Genomic DNA, 18810 nt, shown 5'->3' on the forward strand with positions numbered 1-18810 from the left:
TTTAAGTAGCAGTCGCCGGACCCACACCGTATGGCAACGGTGTATGCGGTCGCGTCGGCGAAGGGTGGCGTCGGGAAGACCACCACGACCGCCGCGCTGGCGACGATTCTGGCGGACTCGGGCGCCGACGTCGTCGCGATCGACGCCGACCTCGGCATGGCGAACCTCGCGGGCGCCGTCGGGGTGACCCCCGGCGAGACCACCCTCCACGACGTCCTCGCCGGCGAGGCGGACCCGGAGGCGGCGGTCCGCGAGGGGCAGTCCGGCCTCCGGGTCGTCCCCGGCGCGACCGACCTCGACGCGTACGCGGCCGCGGACCCCTCGGGGCTCCGCCGGGCAATCGAGGCGTTCGACGACGCCGACTACGTGTTCGTCGACGCGGGCGCCGGGCTCTCGCACGACTCCACGATGCCGCTCGCGATCGCCGACGAGACGCTGCTCGTCTCGACCCCGGAGCGGAGCGCCCTCGGCGACACCGAGAAGACGCGACAGCTGACCGAGCGGCTCGGCGGGACCGTCGCGGGCGCCGCGATCACCCGCGTGACGGACGACGCCGACGAGGTGGTCACGACCCTGCTCGACGCCCCCGTCCTCGGGCGGGTCCCGGACGACGAGGCCGTGGCCCGGGCCGCGGCGGCGAACCGCCCGCTGCTCGACGCCGCGCCCGACGCGCCGGCGACGCGGGCGTACAGAGACCTGGCCCGAGCGCTGACCGGCGCGGACGTCGACGGCGCGGGCCTCGACGAGCCCGCGGCCGACGCGGCGACCGTCGCCGGAGCGCGCGCGGGCGACATCGCGGACTCCGGCGCCGCGGAAGACGGCGCCGCGGACGCGGACGAAGTCGTCGAAGAGACCGAAAGCGACGACGAAGACGAGGTCGAACCGGACGCGACACAGGACGACGCGGTGATCGTCGACGACGATGAGCCGGCCGACGACGACGCGCCGGCCGACGACGGGGACGGCGACGACCGAGCGGAAGCGGACGAGCGGGACGGTGTCGAACGCGGAGACGACGAGGATATCATCGTCGCGGACCCCGACGCGACCGGGGTGACGGAGCCGGGCGACGGCGACGACATCATCGTCGCGAGCGAGGACGAGGCGGCGGACGCCGATGCGGACGACGCCGGCGACGAGGAGCTGGACTCCGACGACGGCGACGGAGACGAGACCGGCCTCGACGACGCCGTCACGACCGACACCGGCGACAACGCCGTCACCGAAGACGAGGCGACCGCCGGCGACGAGGGCGGTGCCGACGACGAGACCGACGGTGATGACGAAGTCGATAGCGACGAGGACGAGAGCGCCGCCGAGGAGGAGGCGGGCTCGGGCGCGATTCCCGACGCGGACGAGACGGCGCGCGAGTCGACCGACGAGGACGAACCCGCGAGCGACGGCGCCGTCGACGAGGGGCGAGCGGGCGAGGAACCGACGGCGGCGGACGACGACATCGACGACGAGCTCGCCGGCAGCATCCCGTTCCGCGACGACGACTCCGGGACGATGAACACCGTGCTGTCGGAGGAGGACGGCGAGAGCGAGGCGGACGCGGACGGCGAGCAGGCGGCGGACGACGACAGTGGGGCGAACGACGGGAAAACGGCGGACGAGGAAGAGTCGTCTGCCGATGTCGACGACGAGGAGCCGGAGAAGGACGGCGGGTTCTTCAGCCGGCTCCTCGGCCGGTGAGGCCGGCTGAAGAGGGAGGGTTTTCAGCTGGAGAGAACGGACGCGAGAGCCGTTCGGACCGCGGCGGCGCGGTCAGGCCTCCGAGGGGGCGCGGGCGCGGTCGCGGATCAGCTCGCGGATCTCCTCTGGGTCGGTGACCGCCGCGAGCTCTTCACAGGAGACGAGGGCGGTGCCGTCGACGGACTCGCGCTTCTCGTCCTCCTCGGTGAAGTACACCGAGCGGGTCCGTGCCACCTCGCCGATGGAGGACATGATCCGGGCGCGCTTCTCGGCCGCGGCGGTGAACGCCGAGTGGCCGGTGAGCACGCGCGTCGCGGGGCTGTCCTCGTCCTCCGAGACGGCCTTGAAGGGGGCGCGGGCGGTCGGGTGGACGGTGAAGCCGGCGCTCGTGAGCACGCCGAGGACGTGTTCGTCGTCCGGGTCGGCGTCGGGCGCCGAGGGCGTCGGCTCCGAGTCGCGGACCTCGTCCGCGCCGTCGAGCACGTCGACGGGGCTAGAGAACGGCTGGTCGAACAGCTCCTCCAGCTGGATCGCCACCTCGATGGAGGCGTTCATCCCGTCCTCGTACTTCGAGACCGTGCGCCGGGAGACGCCCAGCTCGGTCGCGAGGCGGCCGAGCGACCAGCCGCGCTCCTCGCGCTCGTCGGCGAGCAGGTCGCCGTCGAGGCTGACGTACAGCCCGCCGGGGGCGGCGTAGATGAGCGGCGGCATCCCCTCGACGAACAGGTCGTAGGCGGTGTCCGGGTTGATCACCGGGACGCCGTGCCTGAAGTAGACGACGCCGGGCTTCAGCTCCTCGTCGCGGGTGCGGACCCCGATCACCATCGGCGTCCCCCTGAGGTACTCGCCGAGCCGGCGCATCTCCGCGCCGGTCTCCGCGTCGAGCGCGTCGACGTTACCCAGGATTTTCAGGAGGAGGAGGTCCTCGTCGCGGCGGGCCGCCACGTCGAAGCTCTTGGGCCGGACCGCACACCGGTCGCTGACGAGGAACCCCGCGTCCTCCAGCATCGCGGTGACGTTCCCGATGAGCGCAGTCCGGGACATAGCCGAAACAAGCGGCTCGGCGTATATATGCGTTGTGTCGTCCCGCTCCCGACGAAACTGCCGCCCGCCTGCGATTTTCCGCGTTCGGCACGGGAAACGGTTAAATACTCGACCGGGGCCGAGAGCGCCTTCGCGGTCGGCGGACACCTCCCGGCCGCCCTCGAAAGGGGCTTGACGCGCCGCCACGAACCGCGTCGCATGCCGATCGTCGCCGTCGACGACACCGACTCCCGCGAGCGCGGGATGTGCACGACGTACGTCGCGACGCGGATCGCGGAGCGGCTCGCGGACGACGGGGGGCGAGTCCGCCGACGGCTGCTCGTGCGCCTGAACCCGGCCGTGAAGCACAAGACGCGCGGGAACGCCGCGGTCGCGCTCCACGTCGCCGGCGTCGACGCGGAGCGGGCCGCGACCGTCGCAGTCGAGACGGTCGAGGAGTTCGCCGCGGCCGCGGACCCGCGGACTTCCCCCGGCGTCGTCGTCGCCGACCGCGACGTCGACGGCGACCCCTTCGACCCGACCGGATCGCCGATCCCCGACGAGATTTCCGGGTTCGCCCGCCGCGCGCTCCGCGAGCGGCTCTCCGTCGGGGAGGCGGTCGAGTTGGCCGAGGAACACGGGTTCCGACACGCCGCGGTGGGCTCGGCGGGCGGGGCGGACGGAGCGGACGACGCCGACGCCGTCGCGGGACGGGGGCGGATCGGCGCGCTCGCGGCGGTCGGCGCGCCGGCCGCGTTCGACGACTGGACCTTCGAGCGCATCTCCTACCGCGAGCTCGACCGCTGCGGGACGCCCCGCGACATCGACGCCGAGAGCGTCTTCGCCGCCGCCGACGAGGGGTACCCGACCGTCTGGGACACCGTCGACCGCGAGACCGGCGCGACCGTCTGCGTCCCGAACGCCCCCGGCCCGATCCTCCACGGGATCCGCGGCGACGACCCGGCCGCGTGTCGCGAGGCCGCGGCCGGTATCGACGGCGAGACGGTCGACCGCGCCGCGACGTTCCTGACGAACCAGGGCACCGACGCGCACCTCGCGCCCGGTCGGATCGGCGACCTCCGCGACGGCGCCGGCTACCGCGTCGCGGGCGTGGTGGCGAGCGCGCCGGAGACGAGACAGGGGGGGCACGTCCACGTAGAGGTCGCGAGCGACGCCCCCGGGGACGGGGCGAGCGAGGGCGGTCCGGCCGCGGACCGCGACACCCTCCGCGCCGTCGCGTTCGCGCCCACGGGGCGGTTCCGCGACCGGGTGCGCGCGCTCCGGCCGGGCGACCGCGTTACCCTCTGCGGCGAACACGAGGTACGAGAACACGAGGTGCGGGAACACGAGGTGCGAGACGACGCGGACGGGTCCGAGAACACGCTGAAGCTGGAGAAGTTCGCCGTCCGCGACCTCGTCCGAACGGCGCCCGCGGTGCCGACGTGTCCCGACTGCGGGCGGTCGATGTCCTCGGCGGGGAGCGGGCAGGGGTACCGGTGTCGCGACTGCGGGACGAGCGCGCCGGGGAAGGCCGCGGAACCGATCGAGCGCGACCTCGAAGCCGGGTGGTACGAGGTGCCGCCGAGCGCGCGCCGCCACGTCGCGAAGCCCCTCGTCCGCGGCGGGTTCGACGCGCCGACGCACCCGGAGCGGTGAGGCGGGCCCGTCACTCCCGCGACCGGCCCACCCGAACCGATGAAGTGCCTCGGCCGCGAGCGACCGCTGTGACCGGTATCGTCTTCCACGCGACGGAGCGGCGCGACGCGGTCGTCGAGTTCTACCGCGAGCGGCTCGGCGCGACCGTGCGGCTCGAACAGCCCGACTGCACGATCCTGGCGTTCGACGGGTTCCTGTTCGGCTTCTGCGAGCGCGACGAGGCCGACGACTGCGGGATACTCACCTTCGTCTACCCGGACCGAGAGGGGGTCGACGCCGCCGCCGGTCGGCTGGGCGACGCGGTCGTGAAAGAGCCGAGAGAGAACGAGACGTACGGCATTTACCAGTGTTTCGCCGAGGACCCGGAGGGCCGGACCGTCGAGTGTCAGGTCTTCTTGGACGACAGCGTCGACATCGAGTAGGCCGGAGAGAACGGCGTTCGAGACGGCTACTCGTCGAGCGTGCGCTCGTCGCGCCACGCGGCCGCGCGCTCCTCGGCGGCCTCGCGGTCGTCGAACCGCTCCCGCTCGTAGGCCGACTCGTCGGCCGCCTGCTCCATCACGTCGAGGCGGACGACGAAGCCCCCGCCGCGCGCTCGCGGAGCCTGACGGTCGCGTACCCGTCCGACCGCTCCCACTCGGTGACCGTGCCGTCGTCGCGCTCCAGCGACCAGCTCATATCCGGGCGGACGCGCCCCGCGGCTAAAGCGGTGCGGTTCCGCGGTCGCGGCGCGGCGCCGGGTTCGGCGGGGCGGGTCGCGGCCGAGTCAGTCGCCCGCGCTCGGCGACCGCTCGGCGCTCGACGACCGCTCCGGGGCCGGCGTGGCGGCGTAGCCGCACACCGGGCAGACGACGTAGCCGAGCGAGTCGTACGGCACCGACGTCGAGGGGGCGCTCACGTCGCACTCGGGGCAGTCGAACGTCGCGGCGTTCTCGGTTGACATGCTATCGCGTAGCGACCGATCCGCCGTAGTTATGCGCCGCTTGCTGCCCGGTCAACGCCACCCTACTTATATACCGCGTCCGAACTCCGGCGCGTGACCGACGACGCACACGCGGACCGGTCGGGGGGAGAGCGACTGACCGACGCGCACGAGCGACGACGCGAACGGGCCGCGCGGCGGCTGGACGAGGTCGACGCGGCGGGGCTGGTCGCGTTCCCGAGCCGCAACCTCCAGTACCTCACCGGCTTCGCCGAGGAGCCCGGCGAGCGGCACTTCTTCCTCGTGCTCCCGGCCGCGAGCGCGGCCGACCCGGAGCCCGCGCTGCTCGTGCCGGCGCTGTACGAGACGCAGGTCCGGGAGGCGACGGGTATCGCCGAGATACGGACGTGGAGCGACGGCGACGACCCGGTCGCGGCGACGCGCGACCTGCTCGCGGACCGCGGGCTCGACGCGGGGCGGCTGCTCGTCGACGACACGATGTGGGCGCGGTTCACGCAGGACCTCCGCGCGGCGGCGCCCGACGCGACGTGGGGGCTCGCGAGCGAGGCGCTCGCCGACCTGCGGGTCCGGAAGGACGAGGCCGAGCTGGCGGCGCTCCGCGAGGCGGCCGCGGTCGCGGACGCGGTCGTCGGCGACCTCCGCGAGCTGGGCGCCGACGCGGTCGGGATGACCGAGGCCGAACTCGCCGATCGGATTTCGGACCGACTCGCGGAGCGCGGCGGGCGCGGCGTCAGCTTCGAGACGGTGGTCGCGGCGGGCGAGAACGGCGCGAAGCCCCACCACGGCCACGGGGACCGCGAGATCCGCGCGGGCGAGCCGGTCGTCTTAGACTTCGGGACGCGCGTCGACGGCTACCCCTCCGACCAGACGCGGACGCTCGCCTTCGGCGGCGAGCCGAGCGAGGCGTACCGGGAGGTCCACGAGGTCGTGCGCGAGGCGCAGGCGGCCGGCGTGGAGGCGGTCGAACCGGGCGTCCCCGCGTCGGCCGTCGACCGCGCCGCGCGCGAGGTCATCGAAGCGGCGGGGTACGGCGACGCGTTCGTCCACCGGACCGGCCACGGCGTCGGCCTCGACGTCCACGAGGAGCCCTACCTCGTCGCGGGCAACGACCGCGCGCTGGAGCCGGGGATGGTCTGCTCCGTCGAGCCCGGGATCTACCTCGACGGGCGGTTCGGCTGTCGGATCGAGGACCTCGTGGTCGTCACCGAGGACGGCTGCGAGCGACTGAACCGCACCGACCGCGGCTGGGCGTGACGAGCGCGAGCAGCACCGCTCCTCGGCGAGCGAGACGTGCCGCTCGTCGCCGGAGCGGCGCGAGAGGAAAACGCGGAGACCGGCGTGTCGGCGCCCGACACGCGAATGCGGGAGTCGTGTGCCGTGCCCCCAACCGGAGATTACGGCCGGATAATATAACAGTATTACCGAATTATTTCGGGTGTATTCGCGGAGTCGGACCGAGCCGACGGCGGCCTCGGGGTGCGTCCTCGCGAGTGCGTTCTCACGGGTGCGTCCCCGCGACCCCCCGAGCGGCATCGAAACCATTAGTGTCGCCCGAGCGGAACCGCGGGGCATGAGCGACACAGACGCGGACGAGGGGGACGAGGAGGCTGAAGCGGAGCCGGCCGTCGAACTCGGCGACGGGCCGGACGTGGCCGGCGAGCCGGTCGCCCGCGTCGCGTCGCGGCTCACCTGGCCCGCGACGCGCAGCGACGTCCGCGAACAGGAGGGCGACGCCGAGATCCGAACGCCCGACGGCCCGCAGACGCTCGACGACGTGCTCGCGGAGTCCGAGGTCCCGCTGTTCGAGAGCCGGAGCGACTTCGTCCAAGAAGTCGAGGAGGTCGTCGGCCGCGGCCCGGTCGCGACCGAGTAGGCGTCGAGCGCGACGATTCTATTTATAAACAGCAGCCGAGACGACGAGAGATATTTATAAAACAGCGATCGGCGCGCGCCTCCGAGCGGCCGGAGCGAAGCGGAGGCCGCGAGGAGCACGCGCGAGGGAGTCGCTGGCGCCGGAGCGAAGCGGAGGGGCCAGCGACGAGGCTGGGGAGGTGTGAGGTGCTGTGCGGGGTGGTCGGGTGGGACTCAAAGGGGCAGTCGCCGGCGGCGAAGCCGCCGGCTGCCCGTGGCGCGTAGCGCCACGCTGCCGCGAGGGCGAAGGCGCGCGACGCAAGGACCGCAGGAGCGAGCGAAGCGAGTGACGAGGAGCGTGGTTCGAGAGAGCGAAGCTCTCTCGTCATCCCGAAAATATCCGATTTTCGGGCGACAGCGAGCGCACCGAGCCGTCGCGGCTGGGGCTTTGGAGGTGTTCGTCGCCGATCTGCGGTCAACCGTTTATAAGCGAGCGGCTGGGGCTTTAGTGGTGTCCGCCGTCGATCAGTTAACAGCTATTTATAAACGAGCGCCTGAGGCGTCGGCCGTGTTCACCGTCGACACGCTGACAACTCCTTATAAGTAAACGACCCGCGCACCGAAATCCTACCCGCTCGCCCCGCTGCCGTCCGCTTCACCACGGTCCAGCCACGAGGTCGCGACGGACTCGAACGGCGCGGAGTAGCCCATCAGCGTCGTCCCCAGCACCGCCATCACGAGGACGTAGCCGACCGCGAACGCGTTGATCGTCCCCGCGAGCGCCGGGTCGAACGAGCCGGCGTTCGCGCCGGAGACCGCGACCGTCGCGATGATCAGCGAGAACTCGCCGCGGGTGGTCATCCCGAGGCCGACCCGCGTCGACCGGCGGACGTCGAGGTCGAACGCGCGCCCCGCGAGGTAGCCGGTGACGACCTTCGGCGGCGTGGTCACGACGACGGCGAGCGCGACGAACGCCGCCACGTCCGCGAACAGCGCGGGGTCCGTGACGAGCCCGATCCAGAAGAAGAACACCGCGGCGAACAGGTCCCGGACCGGCTCCAGGATCGTCTCGATCGTGTGGGCCCGATCGGTCGGGGCGAACGCCATCCCGACGAAGAACGCGGCGACCGCCTCGCTGACGCCGAGCGCGAGCGCCGCGCCGGCGACGAACACGACCGCGGCCACCGAGCGCAGCGCCACGAACTCCCGGTTGTCCGTCGCGACGAGCCGGTCGAAGAGCGGCGTGCCGAACCTGACGACCGCGAACAGCCCGGCGATGAACCCGAGCGCGATCCCCACGTCGACCGCGGCCGCGGCGACGTCGCCGCCGCCGAGCACCAGGGCGGACGCGACGGAGAGGTACACCGCGATGAACAGGTCCTCGTACACCAGGGTCCCGAGCATCGGCTCCGCCTCGTCGTTGGCGATCCAGCCGAGGTCGATGAGCGACTTCGTGATCACCGCCGACGAGGAGATGTAGACGATCCCCGCGACCAGGAACGCCGGGAGGAACGCCCCGAAGACGAGCCAGCCGAGGACGAGCCCGACCCCGAAGTTCGCGAGGTCGATCGTGCCCGCCGTCCCGATCGGCCCCCGCCGGGCGAGCAGTCGATCGAGGTTGAACTCCAACCCGAGGAAGAAGAGGAGGAAGACGATCCCCAGCTCCGCCCCGAGCGAGATGAACTCCGTCTCGGGGACGTAGGCGGTCCCGATCGCCGGGAGCGCGAGGCGGCCGAGGACGTACTCCCCGAGCAGCATCCCGGTGACGATGTAGAAGGGGATCACCGACTGCCCGAGGCGGTTCGCGAGCGCGCCGGCGACCGCGACCGCGACGAACATGACGCCGACGTCGAGCAGCGCCACTACCTGTCACCCCCGGGAGAGCGGACCGTAACGCCGAAACAGGCGGCGCCGTACCGGCCGCTCATTCCGTGAGGATCTCCTCGAACGCCTCGCAGTTCTCGCGGGTCCCGACCCCGATCAGGGTGTCGCCCTCGCGGAGGGTGGTCTCGGCGCCCGGACTGTCGAGCACCTCGTCGCCGCGCTGGATCGCGACGACGGCGAGCCCGGTCCGGTTGCCGATGTCGGCGCTCGCCAGCGTCTCGCCGACGAGCGGCGACCCGGGCGGAAGCTCGTACCACTCTAAGAGGACCCCGCCCGGCAGGGTCGTCTCCTGCGTGTCCGGCTCGACCGGCTGGAAGTGCGCCCCCTCGATGATCGAGCCGATCGTCCGCGCGAGGTCGTCGGAGAACTCGAACGCCTTCTCGGAGTCGGCCTCGGGGTCGCTGCGGCGGAACACCTCTCGTTTCCCGGTGTTGTGGATGACGACGATCATCTCTTCGCCGTCGCCTAACTCGATCTCGAACTTCTTCCCGACCCCCGGGAGGTCGGACTCGGTGATCGTCATACGGGCTCCAGCGCGCCCACCGTAATATGTCTGTACGTCGGCTCCCGAGAGCCGCGGGAGGCGACCGTTCAGCAGTCCCGTCCGACGGGCGTCAGCCGCCGCACCAAACGCTAAGTGGGGCGGGACCGAGGGGATTCGTATGTGGCGCTCCCGAGGGAGTCGGGACCGGCGGACGGTGGTGTGCATCGCGTGCGGGGACTCGGTGTTGCGGGAGGACGCGCGCGAGTACGACAAGGAGGGCGACCGCTGGAACCGGCGCGACAAGGAGTTCGAGTACCTCTGTGTCGACTGCGACGACGAGATCTCTCACCAGCCGCGCGACGGCCTCGAATCGCTGATCCTCTCGATCGAGTCGGACGGCCTCACCACCGAGGAGTTCCTCAACCGCTACGCCGACGCGGTCGCGGACGACGCCGACGACCGGACCGGCGAGGGCGGCGCGGGAAGCCGCTCGGACCGCGACCGCTCGGACCGCACGCGCTCCGATCGCGACCGCGACCGATAATTCTACCCGTCGCGGCTCGGTACCGCGACCGTACGCATGTGCGCCCTCCACGTAGCGGCCGCGACCGCTGACTTCCTCTCGACCGTCATCGGCGCCGTCGAATCCCTTCCGATCGCCGTCGGCACCGTCGAATCCGTCCCGACCGTCATCGGCGCCGTCGACCCCGTCACGACCGTCATCGGCGCCGTCGACCCCGTCACGACCGTCATCGGCGTCGGCGCGTTTGTCCTCGGACTCGCGTTCCTCGCGCGCGGCGCGAGCGGCGCCGCCGACGCGGCCCGGGTCCTCCGAACGACGGCGACGAGCCCGGCCGGGCTCGACGGCGCGGAGCGGCGGATACGGGTCACGGGCCGCGCCGCCGCGGTCGACGACGAGACCCTACCGGCGCCGTTCGGCGGCGACCCCGGCCTCTGCGTCGAGTACGACGTCTCCGAGCTCCGCAGTCAGGGGAACGGACAGTCGTGGGTCACGATCGAGGCGGGCGAGGCGGGCGTCCCCTTCCGCGTCGACGACGGCGGGACCGGCGTCCGGGTCGACCCCGGGGCGGCGACCTTCTCGCTCGCCGTCGACGAGAAGGTCAAGATCGACGCCGGCGAGGAGCCGCCCGAGCGCGTCCGGGGGTTCATCGAGGCGGTCGACGAGGTCGACGACACGGAGACGGGCTACGAGGTCGGCCCGCTCACGATCGGCGACGACCCGCGGCGCCGGTACGTCCAGCGGACCCTCCGCCCGGGCGACGAGGTGACCGTCGTCGGCGACACCGAGGCGTTCCCGGACGCGCCCGTCGGCGAGGTGAAATCGCGGCTCGCCGGCGGCTCGCCGTTCGTCGTCTCGGACGCGAGCGCGCGGCGAACCGCGCTCCGGCTTGTCGGCTCGTCGGCGATTCCGATCGCCCTCGGCGCCCTCGCGCTCGGCATCGGGGCCCTGCTGCTGTCGCCGATCCTCACGACGCTCGTCTGAGGCGTCGCGCGCCCGTTCCACCCGCCCGACAGGCCTTTCTAACGGACCCGCGTTGGTGGAGGTATGTCAGACGACGAGCCGAAGCAAGGGTCCGCCGAGGACCAGGGCCCCGTGACGATCACGCCGGCGCTCGCGGACCGACTCGCCGAGAAGCGCGAGGAGCTGTTCGAGGAGTTCGAGATCCGCGACGAGTTCCCGAGCGAGGTCCTCCGCGAGGCGGAGGCCCGGACCGAGGGCGTCTACGAGGAGATCGAAGCCGAGGTCGACGAGCGCGAGGACCTCCGCGACCTCACCACCTGGACCACCGACCCGGTCGACGCGCAGGACTTCGACGACGCGATCTCCATCGAGCGCGAGGAGGGCGCCTACCGCCTGTGGGTCCACATCGCCGACGTGACCCACTACGTCACCCCGGACACCGCGATGTGGGAGGAGGCGGTCGAGCGCGCCAACACCGTCTACCTGCCCGACTACACGATCCACATGCTCCCGCCGGTGCTGGCGGAGACCGTCTGCTCGCTCGTGCCGAACGAGGACCGGCTCGCGCACACCGTCGAAATGGAGATCGACGAGGAGACGCTATCCTTCGAGGACATCGACATCTACAAGTCCGTCATCAACTCCGACGAGCGGCTCACCTACAAGGAGTGCGAGAACCGGCTGGAGGACCCCGACCTGCCACTGAGCGAGGAGAACCAGCTCGCCTTCGAGCTCGCGGACCGAATGCACGAGCAGCGCAAGGAGGACGGCTCGCTCGTCTTGAACCCCCGGCGCGACCGCGCGCACACCATCATCGAGGAGTCGATGCTGAAGGCGAACAAGGCGGTGACGCACACCCTGATGTGGGACCGCGGCGTCGAGGCGATGTACCGCGTCCACCCGCAGCCGACCCCCGACCAGTGGAACGAGGCCTTAAAAGAGATCCAGGAACTCGACGGCGTCTCCATCCCCGGCGACGCGTGGGGCGACGACCCGCGGAAGGCGGTCAACGCCGCCCTCGAAGAGTCGCCGGAGCGCCAGCTCAACAAGATCCAGCGCGCCGTGCTGAAGGTGATGCCCCGGGCGAAGTACATGAACGACCCGTTCGGCGGCCACCACGCGCTCAACTTCGACATCTACGGCCACTTCACCTCGCCCATCCGCCGCCTGTCGGACACGATCAACCACTGGATCGTCCACGAGAACGACGTGCCGGAGACCCTCGTGGAGCTCTGCGACCACGCCAGCGACAAGCAGAAGGACGGCGAGACCGCCGAGCGCCTTTATAAGCAGTTCCTCCAGGAGCAGGGGCTCGACCCGTACGCGGTCAACAACCGCGGCGTCGAGGTCGTCGAGGACCCCGAAGAGGCGAAACACGCCGTCTGAGCGGCCGTCAGCCGACGCTCAGTCCCGTCGCGTCGCGAACCGCGTGACCGCGGTCGCCGACAGCGCGCCGAGCGCCGCGATGACAGCTAAGACGAGGAACAGCTCCCGGGGCCCGGCCCGGGTGAGGACCGTCCCGGCCAGCGTGGAGCCGAGCGCGCCGATCCCGAAGATCCCGACGTACGTGTAGCCGAACGAGAGGCCGCGCGCCTCGCTCGGCGAGTACGCCGCCACCGTCGCCTGCGAGAGCGGCTGGACCGTGAACAGTGCGACGCCGAGCGCGAGCGACACCGCGACGAAGGTGGCGACCGCGCCCGTCGCGGGGATGAAAAGCAGCGCGAGCGCCGACAGGACGCCCATCAGCGCCATCAGCCCCCACTCCGGCGGGACGCGGTCGGCGATCCGGCCGCCGAGGTACTGACCGAACACGCCGACCGTGAGGACCGCGACGTAGAGGTACCGGCCCACGTCGAACTGGTCGGCGTACGGGCTCGACGGGTCGACGAGCCGGACGTCGACGAGGCCGCCGAGCACGTCGCCGAGGAGGTCCGGGAGGAACGTGAGGAACGTCCGGTAGTAGAGCCCGCTGAACGTGACGAACGCGAACACGATCAGGAAGCCGCCGGCGATCAGCAGCCGCGTGTCCGTCGCGATCGACGACAGCGAGACCTCGCCCTTCGCGCCGCCGGACGAGTCGCCGGGCGGGTTCGTCTCGTCGTCCGAGCCGGCACCGTCGGCGGCCGCGGACGAGAGCGCCGCGTCGACGTCGACGGTGACCCCGTACGCGGCGACGGCGACCGCGGGGAGCGCGAGCGCCGCGGTGACCAGCCGCCAGTCGAACGCCAAGAGCAGCAGCGCGGTCGCGAGGGGGCCGAGCGCGATGCCGAGGTTCCCGCCGATCCCGTGGTAGCCGAGCGCGGTCCCGCGCTGGTCGACCGACTTCGAGAGCAGCGACAGCCCCGCGGGGTGATAGACGCTGGCGGTGAGTCCCCACACCGCGATGGCCGCGGCGAGGACGGGCAGCGTCGGCGCGGCGCTCACCAGGAGGAACGATCCCCCCATGCCCGCGAGGCAGGCGAGGATCAGCGGCTTCGACCCGAAGCGGTCGACCAAGATGCCGCCCGGCAGCGCACCGAGGCCGAACAGCCCGTAGCCGAGCGTGACGACGACGCCGAGCGCGGCCGCGGTCGTCGAGAACTCCCCGACCCACACCGTCAACAGAATCGGGATCGACAGCTCGTAGGTGTGGACGAGCCCGTGCGACCCCGCGGTGAATTTGACGATCCGGCGCTCGGCGGCGTCCATGTGGATCCGGGGTTCGTCGGGTCGGGTGATAACCTCGGGGGTAGCCGCCGCGGTTGCCGAGAGTCGAGGGCGCCGGCGCTACAGCGACGAGGTGTACAGCAGCAGCCCGACAGAGATGATGGTGACGAGCAGAATCCACCCGACCATGATGATCCCCATCTGTCGGTGCGTGAGGTTCGTTCCTTCGAGTATCTCGGAGACGCCCATACGACGCTCAACTTACTCGGGATATATAAGCGGTCTGGGTCGGGGAGGTACCAGCGGAACGTCGACCGATCGGCCGGTGGTCGTCACGCTAAAGCCCGATTAATCGAAAGCACTCGTATTCGATGGAGTACCTGGTCTCAGATCTCCACCTCGACCACGACAATATCATCGACTACTGCGATAGACCGTTCGGCTCGGTCGAAGAGATGAACGAGACGCTGGTCGAGCGGTGGAATCGCGTCGTCGATCCGACCGACGAGGTGTTGTACGGCGGCGACCTGACGATCCGCAGTTCAGCGGGAGCCCTGTTGGACTGGCTCGACGAACTCAACGGCGAGCTCGTCTTCCTCATCGGAAACCACGACGGGACGATACTGGAGCGGTTGGACGGGGTTCAGTTCGTCGAGGAGTTCCGCTTCGAGCGGCGGGGGGTCCCGTTCCACGCCGTCCACGACCCGGCGGACGGACCGTCGAACCCGAAGGGCTGGGTACTCCACGGCCACCACCACAACAACTGGCCGGATCGGTTCCCCTTCATCGACCACGACGCCCGCCGCGTGAACATCTCGATCGAACTGCTGGACTACCGTCCGCTGGCGACCGACAGGCTGGTCGATTTCTTGGCCCTCGGTGAGGGTTTCCCGGACCGAGCCGCCGCTGAGAACGCGCTATCGACGTAGCAGTCTGCGGGAAGTGGACTCGCGGGGGTCCCGCGAGCGAACGGAGTGAGCGAGTGGGACCAAGCGAGGGAACGACTAAGCGAACGAAGAGAGTGAAGAAGTGGACTCGCGGGGATTTGAACCCCGGGCCTCTTCCTTGCGAAGGAAGCGATCTGCCACTGATCTACGAGCCCTCATCACGAATCAATCCCCGTTCGTATTTGTACCTTACCTTTCGCTGACCGGTGCGGGAGACGCTCACATCCGAGAACCGAACAGATTCGGTGGATCACCGGAGTCGCCGCGAAGCCGACCGGCACCGACGGGATTACATATCCAGCGCGGGAACCATCTCGTCCAGCAGTCACCGGTCGGTTCCGCCGACTGATTAACGTTTTTGAGATGCGCTCCATATTCGTTACCCTTTTGCCCGCGGACGACCGAACTCCGGGTATGACAGACGCGACGGCGACCGACGCGGCGGCCGACGTGGACCCGGCTGCGCTCGCGGCCCTCAAACACGTCGGGCTGGTCGGCGGCCTCTCCGAGACGAAGGTGTCGTGTGCGGCGCTGGGGGACCGGCTCGACGCCTCCACGCAGACCGCCTCCCGACGCCTCCAGACGCTCGAATCCGCGGGCTACGTCGAGCGCGACGTGGTCAGCGACGGGCAGTGGGTTCGGGTGACCGACGCGGGCGAGGCCGCGCTCCGCGCGGAGTACGCCGACTACCGCCGGCTGTTCGAGTCGGACGTCGAGCTCTCGCTCCGCGGCTCGGTCACCGGCGGGATGGGCGAGGGGCGGCACTACATCACGCTGCCGGGGTACGCCGAGCAGTTCCGCGAGCGGCTCGGCTACGACCCGTTCCCGGGCACGCTCAACGTCGACCTCACCGAGGAGAGCGTCCGCCGGCGCGGCGAGATGGCCGGCATCGACGCCGTCCCCATCGACGCGTGGGAGGGCGAGGACCGCACCTACGGCGCCGCCACCTGCTACGGGGTCACCCTCGTCGCGGGCGACGAGCGGTACGAGGAGGTCCACGCCATCGTCCCCGACCGGACCCACCACGACGACGACCAGCTCGAGCTGATCGCGCCGGACCGCCTGCGCGACGCGCTCGACCTCACTGACGGCGACAGCGTGGAGGTCCGCGTCGAGCCGACGAGCCGCGCCGACGAGCCGGGAGCGACCGCGGTCGAGACGGAGGCCGCCTGATGCGCGCCGACGTCGACGCCGACCCGGAGGCGAGCCCGGGCGCCGGCGAGTCGACCGACGCCGCCGAGTCCGCGGACGCGACCGACCCCGTCGAGCGCGCGCTCGACGCCTTCCGCGCCGGCGACCCGGTCTGCGTCCACGACTTCGCGGACCGCGAGGGGGAGACGGACATCGTCTACCCGGCCGGCGCCGTCGACGAGGCCGCGGTCGCGCACATGCGCAACGACGCGGGGGGCCTGATCTGCGTGGCCGTGAGCGACGCGGTCGGCGACGCGTTCGACCTGCCGTTCCTCGCGGACGCGCTCGACCACCCCGCGGTCGACGACGACCCCGACTACGACGACCGCTCCTCCTTTTCGCTGCCGGTGAACCACCGCGAGACGTTCACCGGGATCACCGACGCCGACCGCGCGAAGACCATCGTCGAGGTGGCGAACGCCGCCGGCCGCGTCCGGAAGGACCCGACCGGCTACGGGCCGGAGGACTTCGCGGCGGAGTTCCGCGCGCCCGGCCACGTCCACGTCCTGCGCGGCGACCGCGACGGCCTCTCCGGGCGGACGGGCCACACCGAACTCGGCCTCGCGATGGCCGAGGCCGTGGGCGCCGCGCCCGCCGCCGTCGTCTGCGAGATGCTCGACGACGAGACGGGCGACGCGCTCGCGCCCGCCGACGCCGCCGCCTACGCGGCCCGCCGCGACATCCCGTACGTCGAGGGCGCGGCGCTCGTCGAAGCGCTGAAGTAACCGACCACCGTGCTGTGCGGCGGCGCGCGCCTGCGAGCGGTCGCCCCCGGCGACCGCGAGCCAGCACGCGCGAGGGACGCGGCGAACGCGAGCGGCGAAGCCGCGAGTCGTGAGCCGCGAGGCTGGGGAGGTGTGAGGCTGCGGTGCTGTGCGGTGCGGGGTGGGACTCAAAGGGGCAGTCGCGAGGACAGCGCAGGCGACGCAAGCACTGGAAGGAGCGAACGAAGTGAGCGACTGAAGCGCGCAGCGAGCGTGCGCTGTCCTCGCGACTGGGGCTTTGGAAGTATTCTCCGCCGATCCGTTGTCAGCTATTTATAACCGAGCGACTGGGGCTTTGGAAGTGTTTGCCGTCGATCCGCAGTCTGCTATTTATAACCGAGCGACTGGGGCTTTGGAAGTGTTTGCCGCCGATCCGCAGTCTGTTATTTATAAATGAGCGGCTGGAGCTTCGGAGCGGTTCGCCGTCGCTCCGTCACCGGAGTCTGATCTCGCTTCCTCGCGACAGCCCCGGCCGGTTGTTACAGTTTTAAGCCCGCCGGCCGCAACCACGTACCATGGGATTCGACGAGATGGACGTCGACACGATCTGGAAGAACGGGGAGTTCCTCGACTGGGAGGACGCGACGACCCACGTTCTGACCCACGCGCTCCACTACGGGAGCGGCGTGTTCGAAGGCGTCCGCTGTTACGACACGGAGCAGGGACCGGCGATCTTCCGCTGGGAGGAACACCTCGACCGGCTGTTCGACTCCGCGAAGATGTACGACATGGACATCGAACACTCCCGCGAGGAGATCACCGAGGCGACCCTCGAACTGCTCGACCGGCAGGACCTCGACTCCGCGTACATCCGGCCGATCGCCTACTACGGCTACGACTCGCTGGGCGTCTCCCCGAAGGACTGCCCGACCGACCTCGTCCTCGCGGCGTGGCCGTGGGGCGCGTACCTCGGCGAGGAGGCCCTCGAAGACGGCGTCGACGTGATGGTCTCCTCGTGGCGGAAACACGCCTCCTCGCAGGTGCCGACGAACGTGAAGACGACCGGCCTCTACGTCAACTCCATGCTGGCGGGCGAGGAGGCGCGCCGGAACGGCTACGTCGAGGCCATCGTCCTCAACAAGGAGGGCAACGTCGCGGAGGGCCCCGGCGAGAACATCTTCATGGTCAACGACGGCGAGATCTACACCACCGGGCCCGCCCAGTCCATCCTCGAAGGGATCACCCGCGACACCGTGATCGCCCTCGCCGAGGAGCGCGGCTACGAGGTCCACGACGAGGCGGTCATCTCCCGCGGCCAGCTGTACACCGCCGACGAGCTGTTCTTCACGGGCTCCGCCGCGGAGGTCACCCCGATCCGCTCGGTCGACGACACCGAGATCGGCGCGGGCACCCGCGGGCCGGTCACCGAGGAGCTCCAGCAGGCCTTCTTCGACCTGGTCGAGCGGCGGACGGACGACCACGACGAGTGGTTCACCTACCTCTAAGCCGGGACGTCTGACCACGGGCGGACGCCCCGAATCGCCTCACTCGGCCGAACTGCTTCCCTCCGCCGCCGACCCCTCCCCGTCGCCGGGGGTCCCGTCGGTCCGGACGTGTCCGAACCCGTCGGCGGTGTCCGCGCCGTCGCCCTCGCCCGGGTTCTCCTCGTGGACGGGGACCTGATGGGCCGACTCCGCGAACCCGGCGGAGAGGACGCGGGTCATCCCCTCCTCGACGGTCTCGCCGGTCTCCTCGATCTTCTCGGGCTCGACCTCGATGACGAAGCCGGTGGTGATGTTCGGCGCGGTCGGCATGAATAAGACGATCTTGCCGTCGCGGGTCTTCTTCCCGGTGCGGAACGCGGTCATCCGGATCCCGGGCCACGTCTCGATGTACACCGGGCTCTGCAGCTCGTCGGTGCCGGAGACGGCCGTCTCGATCGCGAGCTTCGAGGCGTTGTACACCACCCGCAGCGCCGGGATACGGTTTATCGCGTCGTCCACCGCCGACTCCGCTAAGCGTCCGAGGGTGGTCCGCATGAAGTAGCCGACCGCGAGGACGACGGTCGCGAACACCGCGAACGCGATCACCACCCGGGAGACGGGCTCTAACGGCGCCGGGATGACCTCGGGCTGGAGCCCCTCGATGAGCGGGATCGAGGCGATGTACTGGTAGATCCAACGGAGGACTAAGAGTAAAACGAGGAGCGGCGACAGCACGATGAGCCCGCTGGCGAAGTCGCGTTTCCACGTGGACATCTATCGGATAGGTATGTGTCGGCAATCCTTAAAGGGGCTTCTACG

General features: G+C 70.8%; 19 protein-coding genes, 1 tRNA gene and 1 pseudogene. 12 read left to right on the forward strand and 9 right to left on the reverse strand.

The window, feature by feature from the left end; all coding sequences use genetic code 11:
• Nucleotides 1-30: 30 nt before the first annotated feature.
• Nucleotides 31-1695: a cell division ATPase MinD gene (gene minD / locus CPZ01_RS06720; protein ID WP_096394017.1), complete on the forward strand. Its 1665-nt coding sequence runs from the start codon at nucleotides 31-33 to the stop codon at nucleotides 1693-1695.
• Nucleotides 1696-1767: 72 nt separating this feature from the next.
• Here minD and CPZ01_RS06725 read toward each other — a convergent pair whose 3' ends face one another.
• Complete coding sequence (locus tag CPZ01_RS06725) at nucleotides 1768-2739, reverse strand: transcriptional regulator (protein ID WP_096394018.1); 972 nt, start codon at nucleotides 2737-2739, stop codon at nucleotides 1768-1770.
• Between the two features lie 198 nt (nucleotides 2740-2937).
• Here CPZ01_RS06725 and CPZ01_RS06730 point away from each other — a divergent pair, with 198 nt between their 5' ends.
• On the forward strand, nucleotides 2938-4374 hold the full coding sequence (locus tag CPZ01_RS06730; RefSeq protein WP_096394019.1) for a tRNA(Ile)(2)-agmatinylcytidine synthase: 1437 nt from the start codon (nucleotides 2938-2940) through the stop codon (nucleotides 4372-4374).
• Between the two features lie 68 nt (nucleotides 4375-4442).
• The gene (locus CPZ01_RS06735; protein ID WP_096394020.1) at nucleotides 4443-4796 is read left to right on the forward strand and encodes a VOC family protein; all 354 of its coding nucleotides are present in this window, start codon (nucleotides 4443-4445) and stop codon (nucleotides 4794-4796) included.
• Between the two features lie 26 nt (nucleotides 4797-4822).
• Here CPZ01_RS06735 and CPZ01_RS06740 read toward each other — a convergent pair.
• Nucleotides 4823-5052, reverse strand: a pseudogene (locus CPZ01_RS06740) (DUF7543 family protein).
• An 88-nt stretch (nucleotides 5053-5140) separates the two neighbouring features.
• Complete coding sequence (locus CPZ01_RS15395; protein WP_017341991.1) at nucleotides 5141-5317, reverse strand: hypothetical protein; 177 nt, start codon at nucleotides 5315-5317, stop codon at nucleotides 5141-5143.
• Between the two features lie 93 nt (nucleotides 5318-5410).
• On the opposite strand from CPZ01_RS15395, the gene CPZ01_RS06745 reads away from it, so the two are divergent.
• A complete protein-coding gene (locus CPZ01_RS06745; protein ID WP_096394021.1) occupies nucleotides 5411-6571 on the forward strand; it encodes an aminopeptidase P family protein in 1161 nt (386 codons plus the stop codon).
• 316 nt (nucleotides 6572-6887) lie between these two features.
• Nucleotides 6888-7190: a DUF5789 family protein gene (locus CPZ01_RS06750; protein ID WP_096394022.1), complete on the forward strand. Its 303-nt coding sequence runs from the start codon at nucleotides 6888-6890 to the stop codon at nucleotides 7188-7190.
• A gap of 605 nt (nucleotides 7191-7795) precedes the next feature.
• Here the strand turns inward: CPZ01_RS06750 and CPZ01_RS06760 are convergent.
• Complete coding sequence (locus CPZ01_RS06760; protein ID WP_096394023.1) at nucleotides 7796-9031, reverse strand: cation:proton antiporter; 1236 nt, start codon at nucleotides 9029-9031, stop codon at nucleotides 7796-7798.
• A gap of 61 nt (nucleotides 9032-9092) precedes the next feature.
• The gene (locus CPZ01_RS06765) at nucleotides 9093-9575 is read right to left on the reverse strand and encodes a TrkA C-terminal domain-containing protein (RefSeq protein WP_096394024.1); all 483 of its coding nucleotides are present in this window, start codon (nucleotides 9573-9575) and stop codon (nucleotides 9093-9095) included.
• Nucleotides 9576-9714: 139 nt separating this feature from the next.
• Between CPZ01_RS06765 and CPZ01_RS06770 the strand changes: the two genes are divergently transcribed.
• From CPZ01_RS06770 to CPZ01_RS06780, 3 genes are all read left to right on the forward strand, one after another.
• On the forward strand, nucleotides 9715-10080 hold the full coding sequence (locus CPZ01_RS06770) for a DUF7562 family protein (RefSeq protein WP_096394025.1): 366 nt from the start codon (nucleotides 9715-9717) through the stop codon (nucleotides 10078-10080).
• 36 nt (nucleotides 10081-10116) lie between these two features.
• Nucleotides 10117-11040 (forward strand): GIDE domain-containing protein, encoded by a 924-nt coding sequence (locus tag CPZ01_RS06775; protein ID WP_096394026.1) that lies wholly within the window; start codon nucleotides 10117-10119, stop codon nucleotides 11038-11040.
• 63 nt (nucleotides 11041-11103) lie between these two features.
• A complete protein-coding gene (locus CPZ01_RS06780) occupies nucleotides 11104-12405 on the forward strand; it encodes an RNB domain-containing ribonuclease (RefSeq protein ID WP_096394027.1) in 1302 nt (433 codons plus the stop codon).
• An 18-nt stretch (nucleotides 12406-12423) separates the two neighbouring features.
• Here the strand turns inward: CPZ01_RS06780 and CPZ01_RS06785 are convergent, their stop codons facing one another.
• Together CPZ01_RS06785 and CPZ01_RS15675 are read right to left on the reverse strand one after the other, a co-directional pair.
• Nucleotides 12424-13707, reverse strand: a complete 1284-nt coding sequence (locus CPZ01_RS06785; RefSeq protein WP_096394028.1) for an MFS transporter — start codon at nucleotides 13705-13707, stop codon at nucleotides 12424-12426.
• Between the two features lie 78 nt (nucleotides 13708-13785).
• On the reverse strand, nucleotides 13786-13914 hold the full coding sequence (locus tag CPZ01_RS15675; protein WP_269459583.1) for a hypothetical protein: 129 nt from the start codon (nucleotides 13912-13914) through the stop codon (nucleotides 13786-13788).
• Nucleotides 13915-14036: 122 nt separating this feature from the next.
• Here CPZ01_RS15675 and CPZ01_RS06790 point away from each other — a divergent pair, with 122 nt between their 5' ends.
• Nucleotides 14037-14594, forward strand: a complete 558-nt coding sequence (locus tag CPZ01_RS06790) for a metallophosphoesterase (protein WP_096394029.1) — start codon at nucleotides 14037-14039, stop codon at nucleotides 14592-14594.
• Nucleotides 14595-14695: 101 nt separating this feature from the next.
• Here CPZ01_RS06790 and CPZ01_RS06795 read toward each other — a convergent pair.
• Nucleotides 14696-14767: transfer RNA gene (locus CPZ01_RS06795), tRNA-Ala, on the reverse strand.
• 259 nt (nucleotides 14768-15026) lie between these two features.
• Between CPZ01_RS06795 and CPZ01_RS06800 the strand changes: the two genes are divergently transcribed.
• The 3 genes from CPZ01_RS06800 to CPZ01_RS06810 all read left to right on the forward strand — a co-directional run bounded on the left by CPZ01_RS06800 (nucleotide 15027) and on the right by CPZ01_RS06810 (nucleotide 18012).
• Nucleotides 15027-15785, forward strand: a complete 759-nt coding sequence (locus CPZ01_RS06800; protein ID WP_096394030.1) for a DUF120 domain-containing protein — start codon at nucleotides 15027-15029, stop codon at nucleotides 15783-15785.
• On the forward strand, nucleotides 15785-16528 hold the full coding sequence (gene ribB / locus CPZ01_RS06805) for a 3,4-dihydroxy-2-butanone-4-phosphate synthase (protein ID WP_096394031.1): 744 nt from the start codon (nucleotides 15785-15787) through the stop codon (nucleotides 16526-16528). The genes CPZ01_RS06800 and ribB overlap by 1 nt, the downstream gene beginning before the upstream one ends.
• A gap of 554 nt (nucleotides 16529-17082) precedes the next feature.
• Nucleotides 17083-18012: a branched-chain amino acid transaminase gene (locus CPZ01_RS06810; RefSeq protein WP_096394032.1), complete on the forward strand. Its 930-nt coding sequence runs from the start codon at nucleotides 17083-17085 to the stop codon at nucleotides 18010-18012.
• Nucleotides 18013-18051: 39 nt separating this feature from the next.
• Here CPZ01_RS06810 and CPZ01_RS06815 read toward each other — a convergent pair whose 3' ends face one another.
• Nucleotides 18052-18765, reverse strand: coding sequence for a DUF502 domain-containing protein (locus CPZ01_RS06815; RefSeq protein ID WP_096394033.1), 714 nt, complete (start codon nucleotides 18763-18765; stop codon nucleotides 18052-18054).
• Nucleotides 18766-18810 lie beyond the last annotated feature (45 nt).

Origin of the sequence: Halorubrum trapanicum, assembly GCF_002355655.1 — an archaeon.
Classification (GTDB): domain Archaea; phylum Halobacteriota; class Halobacteria; order Halobacteriales; family Haloferacaceae; genus Halorubrum; species Halorubrum trapanicum_A.

Bases quoted from the DNA above. Each gene is read 5' to 3' on its own strand.
- minD (WP_096394017.1), top strand. From the start codon at position 31: ATGGCAACGGTGTATGCGGTCGCGTCGGCGAAGGGTGGCGTCGGGAAG.
- CPZ01_RS06725 (WP_096394018.1), bottom strand. From the start codon at position 2,739: ATGTCCCGGACTGCGCTCATCGGGAACGTCACCGCGATGCTGGAGGAC.
- CPZ01_RS06730 (WP_096394019.1), top strand. From the start codon at position 2,938: ATGCCGATCGTCGCCGTCGACGACACCGACTCCCGCGAGCGCGGGATG.
- CPZ01_RS15395 (WP_017341991.1), bottom strand. From the start codon at position 5,317: ATGTCAACCGAGAACGCCGCGACGTTCGACTGCCCCGAGTGCGACGTG.
- CPZ01_RS06750 (WP_096394022.1), top strand. From the start codon at position 6,888: ATGAGCGACACAGACGCGGACGAGGGGGACGAGGAGGCTGAAGCGGAG.
- CPZ01_RS06765 (WP_096394024.1), bottom strand. From the start codon at position 9,575: ATGACGATCACCGAGTCCGACCTCCCGGGGGTCGGGAAGAAGTTCGAG.
- CPZ01_RS06770 (WP_096394025.1), top strand. From the start codon at position 9,715: ATGTGGCGCTCCCGAGGGAGTCGGGACCGGCGGACGGTGGTGTGCATC.
- CPZ01_RS06775 (WP_096394026.1), top strand. From the start codon at position 10,117: ATGTGCGCCCTCCACGTAGCGGCCGCGACCGCTGACTTCCTCTCGACC.
- CPZ01_RS06780 (WP_096394027.1), top strand. From the start codon at position 11,104: ATGTCAGACGACGAGCCGAAGCAAGGGTCCGCCGAGGACCAGGGCCCC.
- CPZ01_RS06785 (WP_096394028.1), bottom strand. From the start codon at position 13,707: ATGGACGCCGCCGAGCGCCGGATCGTCAAATTCACCGCGGGGTCGCAC.
- CPZ01_RS15675 (WP_269459583.1), bottom strand. From the start codon at position 13,914: ATGGGCGTCTCCGAGATACTCGAAGGAACGAACCTCACGCACCGACAG.
- CPZ01_RS06790 (WP_096394029.1), top strand. From the start codon at position 14,037: ATGGAGTACCTGGTCTCAGATCTCCACCTCGACCACGACAATATCATC.
- CPZ01_RS06800 (WP_096394030.1), top strand. From the start codon at position 15,027: ATGACAGACGCGACGGCGACCGACGCGGCGGCCGACGTGGACCCGGCT.
- ribB (WP_096394031.1), top strand. From the start codon at position 15,785: ATGCGCGCCGACGTCGACGCCGACCCGGAGGCGAGCCCGGGCGCCGGC.
- CPZ01_RS06810 (WP_096394032.1), top strand. From the start codon at position 17,083: ATGGGATTCGACGAGATGGACGTCGACACGATCTGGAAGAACGGGGAG.
- CPZ01_RS06815 (WP_096394033.1), bottom strand. From the start codon at position 18,765: ATGTCCACGTGGAAACGCGACTTCGCCAGCGGGCTCATCGTGCTGTCG.